The sequence below is a fragment of the Yinghuangia sp. YIM S10712 genome, assembly GCF_051388935.1.
Classification (GTDB): domain Bacteria; phylum Actinomycetota; class Actinomycetes; order Streptomycetales; family Streptomycetaceae; genus Yinghuangia.
Genome location: NZ_JBPKBI010000002.1, coordinates 640,655 through 655,013 on the forward strand (window position 1 = coordinate 640,655; position 14,359 = coordinate 655,013).

10 protein-coding genes are annotated in these 14,359 nt (G+C 72.7%); 6 read left to right on the plus strand and 4 right to left on the minus strand.

Annotated elements, in window-relative coordinates:
- Positions 1–55 precede the first annotated feature (55 nt).
- The gene (locus tag ACRX5W_RS08195; protein WP_436787277.1) at positions 56–409 is read right to left on the minus strand and encodes an arsenate reductase family protein; all 354 of its coding nucleotides are present in this window, start codon (positions 407–409) and stop codon (positions 56–58) included.
- Between the two features lie 340 nt (positions 410–749).
- On the opposite strand from ACRX5W_RS08195, the gene ACRX5W_RS08200 reads away from it, so the two are divergent.
- From ACRX5W_RS08200 to ACRX5W_RS08225, 6 genes are all read left to right on the plus strand, one after another.
- Complete coding sequence (locus ACRX5W_RS08200; RefSeq protein ID WP_436787278.1) at positions 750–1,139, plus strand: DUF6504 family protein; 390 nt, start codon at positions 750–752, stop codon at positions 1,137–1,139.
- A gap of 14 nt (positions 1,140–1,153) precedes the next feature.
- On the plus strand, positions 1,154–1,726 hold the full coding sequence (locus ACRX5W_RS08205) for an SAV_6107 family HEPN domain-containing protein (RefSeq protein ID WP_436787279.1): 573 nt from the start codon (positions 1,154–1,156) through the stop codon (positions 1,724–1,726).
- A 196-nt stretch (positions 1,727–1,922) separates the two neighbouring features.
- Complete coding sequence (locus tag ACRX5W_RS08210) at positions 1,923–5,507, plus strand: DNA polymerase III subunit alpha (RefSeq protein WP_436787280.1); 3,585 nt, start codon at positions 1,923–1,925, stop codon at positions 5,505–5,507.
- Positions 5,508–5,664: 157 nt separating this feature from the next.
- Positions 5,665–6,393, plus strand: a complete 729-nt coding sequence (locus ACRX5W_RS08215; protein WP_436787281.1) for a methyltransferase — start codon at positions 5,665–5,667, stop codon at positions 6,391–6,393.
- Between the two features lie 87 nt (positions 6,394–6,480).
- On the plus strand, positions 6,481–7,701 hold the full coding sequence (gene dinB / locus ACRX5W_RS08220; RefSeq protein WP_436787282.1) for a DNA polymerase IV: 1,221 nt from the start codon (positions 6,481–6,483) through the stop codon (positions 7,699–7,701).
- Between the two features lie 322 nt (positions 7,702–8,023).
- On the plus strand, positions 8,024–8,413 hold the full coding sequence (locus ACRX5W_RS08225; protein WP_436787283.1) for a DUF3040 domain-containing protein: 390 nt from the start codon (positions 8,024–8,026) through the stop codon (positions 8,411–8,413).
- Positions 8,414–8,509: 96 nt separating this feature from the next.
- Here ACRX5W_RS08225 and ACRX5W_RS08230 read toward each other — a convergent pair whose 3' ends face one another.
- From ACRX5W_RS08230 to ACRX5W_RS08240, 3 genes are all read right to left on the minus strand, one after another.
- A complete protein-coding gene (locus tag ACRX5W_RS08230) occupies positions 8,510–10,516 on the minus strand; it encodes a hypothetical protein (protein ID WP_436787284.1) in 2,007 nt (668 codons plus the stop codon).
- 171 nt (positions 10,517–10,687) lie between these two features.
- A complete protein-coding gene (locus ACRX5W_RS08235) occupies positions 10,688–13,048 on the minus strand; it encodes a transglutaminaseTgpA domain-containing protein (protein ID WP_436787285.1) in 2,361 nt (786 codons plus the stop codon).
- Positions 13,045–14,358, minus strand: a complete 1,314-nt coding sequence (locus tag ACRX5W_RS08240) for a DUF58 domain-containing protein (RefSeq protein ID WP_436787286.1) — start codon at positions 14,356–14,358, stop codon at positions 13,045–13,047. The genes ACRX5W_RS08235 and ACRX5W_RS08240 overlap by 4 nt, the downstream gene beginning before the upstream one ends.
- Position 14,359 lies beyond the last annotated feature (1 nt).

The following is a 14,359-nucleotide window of genomic DNA, read 5'->3' on the forward strand; positions in this document are numbered from 1 at the left end:
CCCGCTTGTCCGTTGTGGACTTACCTGCCGACTCGATGCACAGGCGAATCTGCGCTCAAAGCAGCGACTGCAGGGCGTCCTCGGTGCGGGCGACGACGGCGTGGCCTTGGTCGGTGGTGACGATCGGGCGCTGGATGAGGGCGGGGTTCTCCGCGAGCGCGGTGATCCATCGTTCGCGGTCATCGGCCGTCTTGCCCCAGGCCGCCATGCCGAGGTCCTTGGCGGGCTGGTCGCCGGTACGGGTGATCTCCCACGGCTCCATGCCCAGCAGGCCGAGCAGGTCGCGGATCTCGTCGGCGCTCGGCGAGTCTTCGAGGTAGCGCCGCACGGTGTACTCGACGCCCGCCTCGTCGAGGAACGCGACGGCCGTACGGCTCTTCGAACAACGCGGGTTGTGCCAGATCTCCATGGGGGCAGCTTAAGCAGTCTTCCGCTGCCCTCGGAGCGCGGGCGCAGGTGGGGGCGCGGTGCCGTGGCGGTGTCAGTGCCTCCTGCGACCGTGGAAACAAGGCGACTCCGTATTCGAACAGAGATCGAAAACACCAGGAGCACGGCAAGAGTGGCGACTCGCTCCTTATGACGTTGACGCCACCGATGTCGCAGGGTTTACTGGCATCAATGTTCGAACTTGAGTTCGATCAACGGGGGGGTCGACCGAAGGCTCGGGTTCGTCCGGCGGAAAACCGCGCCCGGTCGGAGGTGCGAGGGGAAGCGCATCTCCGACCGGGGCGCCGCAAGAAGGAGAGACCATGGCACGTCGTCACATCGATCCGGTGGAGGTAGCGCGCAGCGGAGGGGAGCCGGCGCGGTTCCTGTGGCACGACAAGCTCTACGTCGTCCGGGACATCCTCGACCACTGGGTGGAGAACGAAGAGTGGTGGCACGCCGCCGGCCGGCCCGCCCAGAGCGGTCGGACCGGCCTGATGCACGGGCCCGACGGCAGTGCCGAGGCGCGCCGAGTCGCCCCCGGCATCGGGCCGGGTGTCTCCGACGGAACCCCGTCCGGCACCGCCCTGCTCGCCGCCGAACGCGAGGTGTGGCGCGTCGAGGCGGCGGCCGGCCGCAGCGCACCGCTCGGCGTGTTCGAACTGAGGCTCGATGCACACGGCTCCTGGACTCTCGCCCGGTCCCTGGACTGAGGGCGGTGATGACCATGACCGCAGAATCCGCCATCGAACCGCCTCCCGGGAACACCCCGGGAAGCACCGCCGGATACGACCGCAGCCGTGACACCCACTCCCGGGGCCCGGCGGTCCCGGGCGGCCGAGAGGTTCCGCGGCAGCCCGCGCCCCGCGCCCCCGTGCGCTGGACGACGGCGCCACCCGGCGCACTCGACCTCCTCGCGCACGCCCGCCGCACCCTCGCGGAGTCCGCCGAGGCGACCGCCCCCAACGAGCGGTACGCCGCCGCGCACCTCGCGGCGTTGCGCACGGCCGCCGCGGTCCTGGCCGCGCGCGCCAGGCCCGAGGAGGAGAAGCCCGGCCGTCGCCGTCCGCCGCGCAGCGCGTGGCACCTGCTGCCTCAAGTCGCTCCCGAACTCACCGAGTGGGCCGGGTATTTCGCGAGCGGCGCGAGCAAGCGCGCGCGTGCCGAGGCGGGGTTGCCGAATGCCGCCACCGCCCGTGAGGCAGACGATCTGATGCGCGACGTCGAGGTGTTCATGCGCCTCGTCGTCCGCCTGCTCGGCCTGCCGCCGTTGACCGTGGTTCCGCAACAGACCGACTGACACCGACTGACAGGCGTCTCCGACAGACACCGGGGAGGGCAGGAGCCACCGCAGTCGACGGCGCGGCCGTGCGGGCCGAAGGGAGGCGCCCCCGCGCTTCGGCCCCCACCGGCAACGCCACAGCAGTATCAGAGCACCACCGAACGACCGGCCGCGTCGCGCCACCGCGACCGGCCCTCGACCCATCGAGCACCCCATGACCCCTCCGTTCACCCACCTGCACGTCGCCTCGGGGTATTCGATGCGGTACGGCGTGTCCCATCCGCACACCCTCGTCGAGCGTGCCGCCGAGGAGGGGATGGACGCCCTTGCCCTCACCGATCGTGACGGTGTCTACGGCGCCGTCGCCTTCGTCAAGGCCTGCACCAAGGCCGGGGTCCGCCCGATCCTCGGCGCCGACCTGGCCCTCACCTCCGACGAGCCCGGCGGCGGAAGCGGCACGCGTACCGCCGGCCGCCGCAGCACAGACGCGTCCCGAAAAACTCCCGCCCGCGGCGGTGCGTTCGTCGACCCGCGCCATCCCCGCGTCACCGTGCTCGCCCGCGGACGCAGCGGCTGGGCGGCCCTGTGCCGCCTCATCAGCGACGCCCATAGCCGGGGCCGCGAGACACGGGAGCGCGACGCTGGGCCGCGCCCCGTCCCTGCCTGCACGCGCGCGTCGCTCGCCGAACACGCGGCCCGCGGTGACCTGGTGGTCCTCCTCGGCCCGGATTCCGACGTCGGCCGTGCCGTCGCCGACCGCAGTGCGACCCGTGCCGCGCACCTGCTGCGCGCGTACCGCGCCGCGCTGCCGCCCGAGGCGCTGTACGTCGAGCTCGTCAGCCACCTCGGGCAGCCCGACGGCCCGCTGTCGACCGCCCGCGCCGCGCGCATGCTCGCCCTCGCCGACGACTGCGGGGTCCCGGCCGTCCTCACCAACGCCGTCCGGTACGCCGACCGCGGTGACGCGCCCGTCGCCGACGTGCTCGACGCCGTACGCCGCCTCGTGCCGCTCGGACACCGCCACCTCGACCGGGTGGGCAGCGAGGGATACCTCAAACCGTCGCTCGACATGGTCCGGATCGCCGCCGAGATCGCCCTCGCCGCCGACCGCGGAACCGCTCGCGCGCTGCTCGCCCGCACCCGCGCGCTCGCCGAATCGCTTGTCCTGGACCCCCGCGAAGACCTCGGCATCGGACGCGTTTTCTACCCGGAGCCCGAGATTGTCGGAGTGCCCGCCGACAAGGCCGCCGCCGAGCTGCGCGCCCGCTGCGAAGCCGGTCTCGGCCTGCGCGGCATCGCGCCGACCACGGAGGTCCTGAGCCGCCTCGACGACGAGCTCGCCCTGATCGGACGGCTCGGACTGCCCTCGTACTTCCTGACCGTCGCGGGCGTCGTCGACCTGATCCGCGAGATGGGCGTGCGCTGCGCGGCCCGCGGTTCGGGTGCGGGCAGCCTGGTCAACCACCTGATCGGCATCTCCGGCGTGGATCCGATGCGGTACGGCCTGATCATGGAGCGCTTCGTCTCCGACCGCCGCTCCGCTCTGCCGGACATCGACGTCGACGTCGAGTCGGCCCGCCGCACCGACGTGTACGAGCGCATTTTGGAGAAGTTCGGCACCGAACGCTGCGCGATGGTGTCGATGACCGAGACGTACCGCGCCCGGCACGCGATCCGCGACGTCGGTGCCGCCCTCGGCCTGCCGCCCGGCGAAATCGACGCGGTGGCCAAGGCGTTCCCGCACATCCGCGCCCGCGACGTCCGGGCCGCCCTGCGCGACCTGCCCGAACTGCGCGCGTCCGGCATCACCGAGGCCGGCTTCGGCACCCTGCTCACTCTCGCCGAACGACTCGACCGGCTGCCGCGGCACCTTGCCCTGCACCCGTGCGGAGTCCTGCTGTCCGACACCAGCCTGCTGGACCGCACTCCGGTCGAGGCCAGCGCCCAGGACTTCCCGATGAGCCAGTTCGGCAAGGACGACGTCGAGGACCTCGGCCTGCTCAAGCTGGACGTGCTTGGCGTGCGCATGCAGTCCGCGATGGCCCACGCGCTCGACGAGATCGAACGCACCGGAGGCGGACGCGTCGACCTGGACGCCGTGCCGTTCGACGACCCCGCGACCTTCGACCTCATCCGGTCGACGCGCACCCTCGGCTGCTTCCAGATCGAGTCGCCCGGACAGCGGGAACTGGTCGGCAAGTTCGCCCCGGAGACCTTCGAAGACCTCATCGTCGACATCTCGCTGTTCCGCCCCGGTCCGGTCAAGAGCGACATGGTCACGCCGTTCCTCAACGCCCGCCAGGGCTGGGCCGCGCCCGACGTGATCCACCGGGACCTGTGGCCCGCGCTCGCCGAGACCGAGGGTGTCGTGGTCTTCCACGAGCAGGTGATCCGCATCATCGCGACGATGACGGGCTGCGACTTCGCCCGTGCCGACGTGGCCCGGCGCGCGTTGGGCTCGGTCGACGGCCAGACCGCGATCCGCGACTGGTTCTGCGTCGAGGCGGACGCACGCGGGTACGACCGCGCGACGGTCGAACGCGTATGGGAAGTCCTCAAGGCCTTCGCGTCGTTCGGGTTCTGCAAGGCGCACGCGGCGGCGTTCGCGGTGCCGACGTACCAGTCCGCATGGCTCAAGGCGCACCACACCGCGGCGTTCACCGCCGGCGTGCTGACACACGACCCGGGGATGTATCCCAAGCGCCTGATCCTCGACGACGCACGGCAGTTCGGGGTCCCGGTGCTCGGCGTCGACGTCAACGTCTCGGACCCGGTCTACCGCGTAGAAGACGTCGACGGCCGGCCGGGTATCCGCATCGCGCTCGCCGAGGTCAAGGGCATCAGCGAGAAAGAGGTCGAACGCATCGTCGAGGCACGGCCGTTCACCTCCCTCGCCGACTTCTGGCACCGCACCGGCGTGTCCCACCCGGTGGTCGAACGCCTCATCCTGGTCGGCGCGTTCGACTCCGTGCACGGCACCGGCGGCGGTGCCGGCGCCCTCACCCGCCGCGACCTCCTCCTGCAACTGACCGACCTGGACCGCTACGGCCGCGAAGTCGCCCCCGCCAAAGGCCGGAACGCCTCACGGGCGACCACCCAGCTCGCCTTCGGCCTCGCCGACAACGAGGCCCCGACGGTCACCGGCCTGCCCGAGATGACCTCCGCCGAACGCGTCCGCGCCGAGCTGGAGATCCTCGGCATGGACGCGGACCGCCATGTCATCGGCTTCTACGACGACTTCCTCGACGCGATCGGCGTCACCCGCGCCCGCGACCTGCTGCGCTGCCGGGCCCGCAGCGAACTCCTCGTCGCCGGCGTCAAAGTGGCCACCCAGACCCCGCCGGTGCGCTCCGGCCGCCGCGTCGTCTTCCTCACTCTCGACGACGCCACCGGCCCGATCGACGCGACCTTCTTCGAGGACGCGCAAGGCCCTTACGCCACAACGCTGTTCCACTCCTGGCTCCTGGTCGTCCGCGGCGTGCTGCGGCGCACCGGCCCGCGCGGAGTCTCCCTGCGCGCGACCGGCTGCTGGGAGCTGGGCGCCCTCCACGAGGCCTGGCGCGAAGGCGGCACCGACGCCGTGCACGCCCTCATGGCCTCCGGCGCACCCGGACAGGTCACCGAGGAAGCCGTGGAAGGCGCCGCCGCCAGCCGCTCCACACGACCGGTGGTGCACAGGGTCCTGGTGCACGCGAGCGGGTTCAAGGTCTCCCCGTACGCGGACCTCCGCCCGCCCGGCACACCCGCCAAGGACGCGCCCCGCAAGTTGTGGCACAGCAGTCCCGGGAGCTCGGGATGACCGCGATCAGGACGCAGGCGGGATACGGCGGTCCCGGTCCGTTCGCGGCGGTTGCGTCGGGGCGCCGCCGACAGCGGTCGTCCCGTTCCGTCAGCGGGCGAAAGAGCCCGGGCACGGCACTAGGCTGGGACGCCCGGCACACGACAGGAGGCCCACCTTGTCCGACCAGATGCGGCGCCGCAGCTCGATGCGTACCGCCGTGGTGTGGCAGGTGCTCCGCGACGCGCTGGACCGGCGGGTCGCGGCCGAAGGGCGAAGCGTGCTCGACGTGTTGGACACCGGCGGCGGCACCGGCAACTTCGCCGTCCCGATCGCCCGCCTCGGACACCGCGTCACCGTCGTCGACCCCAGCCCCGACGCGCTGGCCGCATTGGAGCGGCGGGCTGCCGAGGCAGGGGTCACCGACCGGGTCACGGCCCGCCAGGGCGACACCCAAAGCCTTTTCGACGTCGTCGCCCGCGACGCCGCGGACATCGTGCTGTGCCACGGCGTTCTGGAGCTCGTCGACGAGCCGGACGACGCGCTGGGCACCGTCGCCGGCGCGCTGCGCGACGGCGGGACCCTCAGCCTGCTCGCCGCCAACCGCACCGGAGCGGTGCTGGCCCGCGCGCTCGCCGGGCACTTCGCGCAGGCCGCCGCCGCCCTCGCCGACCCCGGCGCGCTGCCGCGCAGGTTCACCGTCGACGAACTCACCGCGCTGCTCGTCAAGGCCGGCCTGCGCCCCGGCCCGGTGCACGCGGTGCGCGTCTTCGCCGACCTGGTCCCCGGCGTGCTCGTGGACGACCCCGCGTCGTTCGACGCCCTCCTCGACCTGGAGAAGGCCGCGGCCGAACTCCCCGAATACCGTTCGCTGGCCACCCAGATCCACCTGCTCGCCGACAAGTGACGGGCGCAGCGGCCCGACCGGCCGCGCGCGCCCGCGTCACCCCGATCCGCAGGACCCCGCAACACCCTCCTCGCGGGAGGTGCCGTCATGAGCACATCCGCCGCGATCCCCACCGTGATGCACGTCGACATGGACGCCTTCTACGCGTCCGTCGAGATCCGCCGCCGCCCCGAGCTCGCCGGTCGTCCCGTCGTGGTCGGTGCGCTGGGCGCGCGCGGTGTGGTGCTGTCGGCGACGTACGACGTCCGCGCGCAGGGTGTGCACGCGGGCCAGCCGGTCGGCCGGGCCCGCAGGCTCTGCCCGGACGCCGTCTACCTGCCACCCGACCACGACGAGTACGCCCGCGTCTCCGCCGGTGTGATGGAGATGTTGCGCTCGGTCACCCCGACCGTCGAACCGCTGTCCCTGGACGAGGCGTTCCTCGACCTCGGCGGATCGCTGCGGCGCCTGGGCGGCGACCCGGTCGCGGTCGGTGAGACGATCCGCGCCCGCGTCGCCGACGAGCAGGGCATCACCTGCTCGATCGGGATCGCGGGCACCAAGTTCGTCGCCAAGCTCGCCGGAGCAACCGTCAAACCGGACGGTTTGCGCGTGGTCCGCGACGACGAGGCAGTCGCGTTCCTGCACCCGCTGTCGGTCGGGCGGCTGTGGGGGGTCGGGGAGCGGACCGAGGCGGTGCTGACGCGTTTGGGGCTGCACACCGTGGGTGATATCGCCCACACCCCTGTGGCCACCCTGTGCCGTGCGCTGGGCGATGCGGCGGGCCGCCGCCTGCACGCCCTCGCGTGGGGGCACGACGACCGCCCGGTGATCCCGTCCGAGCCGGAGCGCAGCATGGGGTCGGAGGAGACCTTCCCCGCCGACGTCGACGACCCCGAGGTGGTACGCCGCGCGCTGCTGCGCCTCGCCTCCCGCACCGGAGCCCGTCTGCGGGCCGCGGGCCTCGCCGGCCGAACCGTCACGATCAAGGTGCGCTTTTCCGACTTCACCACGCTGACCAGGTCGAAAACCCTCCGCGAGGCGACCGATGTCGGCCGGGAGATCTACGCGACCGCGTGCGCGCTGCACGCCGGCCTGGGACTCGAACGCGCCCGGCTGCGCCTTGTCGGCGTGCGCGTGGAACACCTCGTCGAAGGCGACCGCCCCCGGCAGTTGGCACTCGGGGAGCGGCCCGAAGGCTGGGCCGAGGTCGAACGCGCCGCCGACGCGGTACACGACCGTTTCGGAGGCCGCGCGCTCGCCCCCGCCAGCCTGCTCGGCCCCCGCCCGCCGCCGGACCGCAGGCGGGGGCCGGGAACCCGTACGTGATCCCAGGCGTCAGCCCTGTGGGAGGGAGCGAAGCCGCATATCATTCGGGGAATGCGGTCGGCGTCAGCGCGTCGGCCGCCGCACTCCTCCCGTCCGTCGCGCGTCTTGTCACGGCCTGCCGGTGACATGACCGCGCCGAAGGCAGGGAATGCATGGGGAAGGTGGGGAACCCGTCGTCGACGGAGAACCACTCGCGGCCAGGAGTCGACAAGGCGGCAGATCTCGCCGGGTCGTCTTTCGCGGGTGGCTTTCACGATGGCGATTAGCTGCCTATCCTGAAAGGGCCGCACCGGTCGCCTCGCGGCCGACGAAGGAGGACGCCGTGCCGCTCTCAGAGCACGAGCAGCGCTTGCTCGAGCAGATGGAGCGAGCGCTGTACGCCGAAGACCCCAAGTTCGCGACAGCGCTCGAAGGCGCCGGCATGCGTTCGCATACCCGGCGTCGGACGGGCTGGGCGATCGCCGGATTCGTCGTCGGCCTCGTTCTGCTCATGACCGGCGTCATGCTGCAGGCCGTCTGGATCAGCGTCGCAGGCTTCCTGCTGATGCTGACCGGAGCCGTGCTGGTCGTCACCGGCTGGCGCCGCTCCCCGGGACAGGCGGGGGCAGAAGGCGGTCAGCCCCGCGGCGGGCGAGCACAGCGCCAGCGCCGCACGAAGATGATGACGCGGATCGAAGACCGTTGGAAGCGCCGCCGCGACGAGCAAGCCTGACGCCGACACAGACGCAACCCCGGACCGGTGACCGCACCTGCGGACGCCGGTCCGACGTCTGAGTGCGGGCAGGGGAGTTGCCGGACTCGGCGGCACTCAGTTGGTTCTGGTGTTGTCCAAGTGGTGGCCGAGGTAGCCGATGTGGATGCGGCCGGTGTTGCCCGCCGCGTCATCGTGGAAGTGCATGCGCGGCGCCGGGTTCCCGATGCCGCGCAGTTTGATGTGGGCCTCCATGAACACGGCTTGTTCCGGAGCGACTTCGGGCGGCACCGGGAACGTGCGGGCCTTGCGGAACTTCGCGCGTCCGGCGACCGCGTCCGACTCCTTCATGGCGAACTTCTTCGGCGACAAGGCGTGCGCGCCGTGCGGCGGATTGCGGCACCAGTCGTGGAAGCCGCCGCGGAAGGTGTTGGCGGAACGCGCGGCGGCGTACGCGTTCAGGGCCCGCAAGGCGTCCCAGGCCGCGCCGGCCCAGACGCGGATGTGCCCCGGCTCGCCCTTGTCGAGCGTCGCGGCACCGGAGTCGAGGGTGTCCGGCAGGCTCACGTGTGGCAGTTCGACGCGGGCCCGCAGCAGGACGTCGGCCAGGCAGTCGGGAACCCAGACGTCGTACGCGGCATCCGCGTCGGTGGCGGCCTCGGTGTCGACGCACGAATCGGCGAGCAGCCCGTCGAGGCGGCGGATGCGGTCCTCGGCCCGGCGGGACTCCTTCGCCAAGTCCTCGTATTGGAGGACCAGAAGGTCGTAGTCGTCGCGCAGCCGGTCCAACTCCGAGGTGAGCGCCTCGGTTTCGGCATCGCGTTCCTGAGGGGCGCCGAACCGCTCGAAACACTGCTCGAACCGGTCGGCCAGGCGCCGGAGTTCCCCCACGAGCTCGGCGACGGACCGGTGCGCGTCGACGACTTCCGACAACCGGCCGACGACGAGCCTGGCCACCTCCTCGGCCCACGCCGCGGGCGGAACCGCCGCCGACGCCTCGGGGGCGGCAGGGGAGGCGGCCGCTTCGGGAGTCGCCGCCGACGCCGGCGGGTCCGGGGCCCCCACGCCGGCGTCGGCATGTGCGGGCGCGATCGACACCCTTGGCACGCCGTTCGCGGGAGTTTTGCCGTGAACCGCGTTGTTCACCGCGGACTTTTCGTCGCCGACCGCTTTCGGGCCGACGGCGTTGCCGGAGGTCGGAGCAGCCGGAATCGGGGCGGGAACCGGAACGCGCACGGGACGCGGGCGGATCATGGTCGGTCGCACGCTGACGTCGCGCCAGTCGACGCCCTGGTCGAGGACCTGCGGGACCAGGCGCAGGCCGCGGCGCACATCGAGCGGGAGAGGCCGGCGTACGGCGTCGGCCGTCACGCCGGTGACGACCACCTCCAGCGCCCGCGCGCCGGATTCCCGCAAGGCCGCTCCGCTGCGGACCGGGTGCCGATGCGGGTAGTCCTCGGCGCGCGGATCGAGTTCGGCCAGGTACGTGCGCAACGCGCCGCCGTAGACGGCGAACCCGTCGCCCAGTGCGTCGTTCATCCGGTTCTGCGCGGTCTTGTCGCACAGTCGGGCGACCAGCGCCGTTCCCGCCGTGCGCCGCGCGAGATCCACCGCGTGCCGGGCCGGCAGCGCGGGCTCGCGCTCGTCGACGCTCAACACGATCACCGGGACCCGGCGCCGCGGGTCCAGTAGGTGGGCGAGCAGCTCGCCGACCTGCTCGGCGTCGACGTCCACCGGCGAGGTCTCCAGGGGAATGACCCCGTCGAACGCCCGCTCGGCGTCGAGGAGTCCGGAGACGACCTCGACCGCGCGGCCCACCTCGCCCCGGGCGGGATCGGTGCCTTCGGTGGTCGGGGCGTCGACGGCCACCACGGCCCACGCCGTCGCCGCCGCCGACGCGGGCCCCCAGATCGCCGTCAACCGGGCGTGTTCCCCCGCGTCCGTGACGGTGTAGCGCCCGCAGGACGGCCCGTCGTGCAACACCACGCGGGCCTCGCGGCACTGCGCCTCCAAGAGCGCGGCACCGTCGTCCGCCACCTCCCACACAGACGCGACGCTGCGCCGGAGCGCACGCCCCAGGTGTTCGGCCGAACCCTGCAACACGGCCTGGTAGACGCGGCCCACGGCTCATCCCCCCCGATGTGAGGCTGGCGTTTCCGCCTTCACGGTCACCGTACGGGGATCCGGCGTCTGCGGTCGGTGACTTTGCCAATCACGACGGGTACCGGCGGCGCCCTGCCGAAAACGGACAGGGCGCCGGCGATCGGTACGAAGCTGCCCGGGACCGCGGGGAACCTACCCCTGGCCCGGCGCGGTCGTCGGCTCGCGGCCGCTGCGCAGCTTCTCCAGCGGCCCGGTCTCCGGCCGCCGGAAAGCGGACGCGGGGAGCACCGCTGCTCGGAAGCGCGTTCCGCCGCTGACCGACGCGAGCAGCGCGGCCCGTACGACGCGCACGTCCTCGGCCAGGCCGATCGTGCGCTGCGGGGCCTCGGGTGCGTACATCACCTGCTCGGCCGCGAGCGCGACGCGCGGCAGAGCCTCGCGGGCCGCAGCCGCATGAGCGTCTTGTTGCGCGTCTCCGGCCGGGGCCGCGTTCACGGTGTCGAGCAGACGCGCCGTCAACTGCCGGGGCGTCTCCGATTCCTGGGCGCGGATGCCCACGTCGCGGGCGGTGTCCAGGACCTCCTGCCAGGCCCCGAGCACCGCGTCGCCGGGGTCCCGGCCGCCGCTGTCCACCGCGAAGTCCCGGCTCAGTGCCGCGAGCCTGCGCCGTCGCACGCGCTGCCGCACCAACATGGGCCCGGCCAGTACCAGGGCCGCCAGGGCCGTGACGCCGACGCCGATCAGCACGCCCGACAGCCACGAGTCGCCGCCGCCGCCACCGGCCGCCGCGGCCTCCGACGGTGTCGGCGACACGCACGCCTCGCCGGCGCACGCCTGCGACTGCGCGGGCGTCGGCGCCGCGGAGGACTCGGTCGGTGCCGCGGTCGGCGCCTGGCTCGTCACGACCGGCATCGGCACGGTCTCGGTGTAGCCCGGGCTCGTGCCGCGCGCCGGCGTCGGCTCGAACCGGACCCATCCGGTGCCCACGAAGTACAACTCCGGCCACGCGTGCGCGTCGTGGCTGCCGACCTGGTACGTGTTGTTCCCGATCGGCTCACCCGGCACGAACCCGACTGCGACACGGCTCGGGATGCCGACCATGCGGGCCATGACCGCCATCGCGGACGCGAACTGCTCGCAGTAGCCGGTCTTGTGCTGCATGAAGTCTTCGAGCGCGGACGCCCCGTTGCCCTTCGGCACCTTCGTGTCGTAGGTGAACTCGCTGGAGGTGAACCAGTTCTGGAGCATCACCGCCTTGTCGAACATGCTCCCGGCACCGGCGGTCTTCTCGTCGACGATCGGCTGGAACGCCTCCCGCAGCGACTGCGGAACGTAGCGGTAGCCGTCCATGTCCGGCGCCACGGCGTTCGCGGCCCGCAACTGCTCGTCGGTGGGGTTGATGTCCAGGCTCTCCACGGTGTAGTCGAGCCCTGACACGGTCTGGCCGTCGTCGCCGAGCACGAGGCGGCCTTCGTGCGAGTAACGCCAGTTGCCCGGGACCGAGACCCTGGACGCGGCGTACGGCAGCGGCAGCGAGCCCTGCCGGTAGTTCTTCTCCACCGAGACGGTCGTGTTGACGACCTCCCTGCGGATATCGGAGGTGAGCCCCTGCGGCGTCGGCAGCGGCCGGGAGACCTCGGTGAGCGCCTGCTCCGACGGCTGCCACGAGTTCCCGTCGAAGTTGTCGAGCGCGGCGATGCGCAGATACATCCCCATCGGGTCGTCCGCGTCGGTCACGTAGGTCAGCAGGTCGACGTTCTCCGGCCGGTTGAGCTCGTTCTGCAGATTCACGACGGGGTTGATCGTCGTGATGCGGTCCGAGCCGCCCGACGTGTCGTCGTCCACGAGCCGGTTCGCGGTCATCGGTATGACCGCCGGAATCGCGACCGCGACCGCGAGCGTGGCCAGGCCGATGCGTCCGCCGCCGCGCCCCCACGGACGCGGGCGGGGCCCGTTCGCACCGGGCGGGGCCAGCGGACGCCCCCAGCGCAGCAGGCGCTCGCGGCCCTCGGCGAGCAACAGGGTGATGTACGCCAGGCCGGACAGCAGGAACACCGTCCATCCCAGACCCGACTCCGCGAGCGCCGCGGGGACGCTGTAGAGCGCGAGCAGCGGCAGACCCGCGGGCGCCGCCTGCGCGTACGTCACCGCGATCACGTCCACCATGACCGCGACCCCGGCCACGACCGTGACCAGGATCGCGCCGATGCCGTCGGTCGAGGGCACCGGCGGCGCGAAGTTCTGGACGTCGTTGCCGCCGGCATCGAGAAGGTCGCCGTACGCGCGGATCGCATCCGGTGTCGGAATCGGCCCCGCCACGTCGGGCACCAGCACCAGGAGCAGGTACGGCACCAGCACGACAAGCTGGATCGGCCCGATCAACGGGCGCGGCACGGACAGCCGGCGCACCAGCTCGCCCGTCACCGCGACCACCGCGACGGCACCCAGCGCCTGGGCGATCCATGCGCCCTGCTTCACCAGGGGCAGCAGCGAGGAAGCCGTCAGCGACGTCGCGATCGCGGCGGCGACGGCCATGCGCAGTCGGCCCGTCATCTCCAGAACTCCGATCCGGTGGTCGCCCCGCCGAGTGAGACGGCGTGCGGCGACGCGTCCGCCGAACGACCCGCTCCGCGCCACAGCTCGGGCAGCCGCGTCGTCGCCGAGGCGGACAGCACGCGCCAGCCGGCCTGCCGCAGCAGACCGACCGCCGTGTCGTGCGCCAGCACCCCCGGCACCCGCGCGGAGTCCCACGCCGTGGTGTCCAGGACGACCGCCAGCCCCCGGCCCGACGCGCTGCGCGAACGCGCCAGCCGGCGGGTGTCCTCCTCGGTCAGGTTGGCCAGCACCGCCACCGCCATGCCCTCCCGGCCAGGCTGACGCAGCGTCATCTCGGCTCCGTCGAGCGACTCGACCGTCCCGGTTTCCACCACCGCCAGGGCGTCCAGCAGGAACGTCTCGGTCTCGGCGGGCGCCACACGCAGGCCTTCGGGCGTGCCGGCGAGCTGCGTGCCGTCCGCCGCGATCAGGTGGGTGGTGTAGCCGCGCCGGCACAGGTGTACACCGATCGAGGCCGCGGTCGACACCGCCCACTCGAACGACGACGACGGACCCTCGCCGCGATGCGCGCTCGGCCGTGTGTCCAGCAGCAGCGTCGCCTGGTTCTGCCAGGACTGCTCCTCGCGGCGCACCATCAGCTCGCCGCGGCGCGCGGTCGAACGCCAGTGCACCCGGCGTACGTCGTCGCCGTGCCGGTATTCGCGCGGCACCACGTCTTCCTCGCCCGCCGAGGCCAGGCTGCGCGAATTGCCGTCGCCGTAACCGGTCCACTCCCCGCCCAGGTCGACCGCCGGCAGCCGTTGCACGACCGGCGTCACCACGAGCAGATCGCGCGCCGCGAACGACCGGGTCAGCTCGCACATCCCGAACGGGTCGGCCAGCCGCAGCCGCAGCGGGCCCACCGTGAACTTGCCGCGCAGGTCGGACCGTACGCGGTAGGCGACCTGCCGGTGCCCGTGCGGCTCGATGCGGTCCAGCACGAAACGCGGCCGCGAGCCCAATACGTACGGCACGTGGTCTTCGAGCATCAGCAGCCCGGTCGGGATGCGCGAGACGTTGTCGACGCGCAGCCGAACCTGGGCCTCGGCCCCGGCCGCCACCCGGCCCGGCTCCAGCAGCCTGGTGCTGGTGACCAGATGGCGGGTGCGGGCGACGACCAGGACCGCCACGAGCGGCATCGCCGCGAGGAGGAAACCCACCCGCAGGAGGTCGCGCTGCCCCAGCACGACGGCGCACACCGCCGCGGCGATGCCCGCCGCGAGGAAGGAGCGTCCCCGGGTGGTCAGTCCGGACAGTGCGGTGCGCATG

Coding starts and splice junctions, on each gene's coding strand:
- ACRX5W_RS08200 (WP_436787278.1), top strand. CDS start 750: ATGGCACGTCGTCACATCGATCCGGTGGAGGTAGCGCGCAGCGGAGGG.
- ACRX5W_RS08205 (WP_436787279.1), top strand. CDS start 1,154: ATGACCGCAGAATCCGCCATCGAACCGCCTCCCGGGAACACCCCGGGA.
- ACRX5W_RS08195 (WP_436787277.1), bottom strand. CDS start 409: ATGGAGATCTGGCACAACCCGCGTTGTTCGAAGAGCCGTACGGCCGTC.
- ACRX5W_RS08210 (WP_436787280.1), top strand. CDS start 1,923: ATGACCCCTCCGTTCACCCACCTGCACGTCGCCTCGGGGTATTCGATG.
- dinB (WP_436787282.1), top strand. CDS start 6,481: ATGAGCACATCCGCCGCGATCCCCACCGTGATGCACGTCGACATGGAC.
- ACRX5W_RS08235 (WP_436787285.1), bottom strand. CDS start 13,048: ATGACGGGCCGACTGCGCATGGCCGTCGCCGCCGCGATCGCGACGTCG.
- ACRX5W_RS08240 (WP_436787286.1), bottom strand. CDS start 14,358: ATGCGCACCGCACTGTCCGGACTGACCACCCGGGGACGCTCCTTCCTC.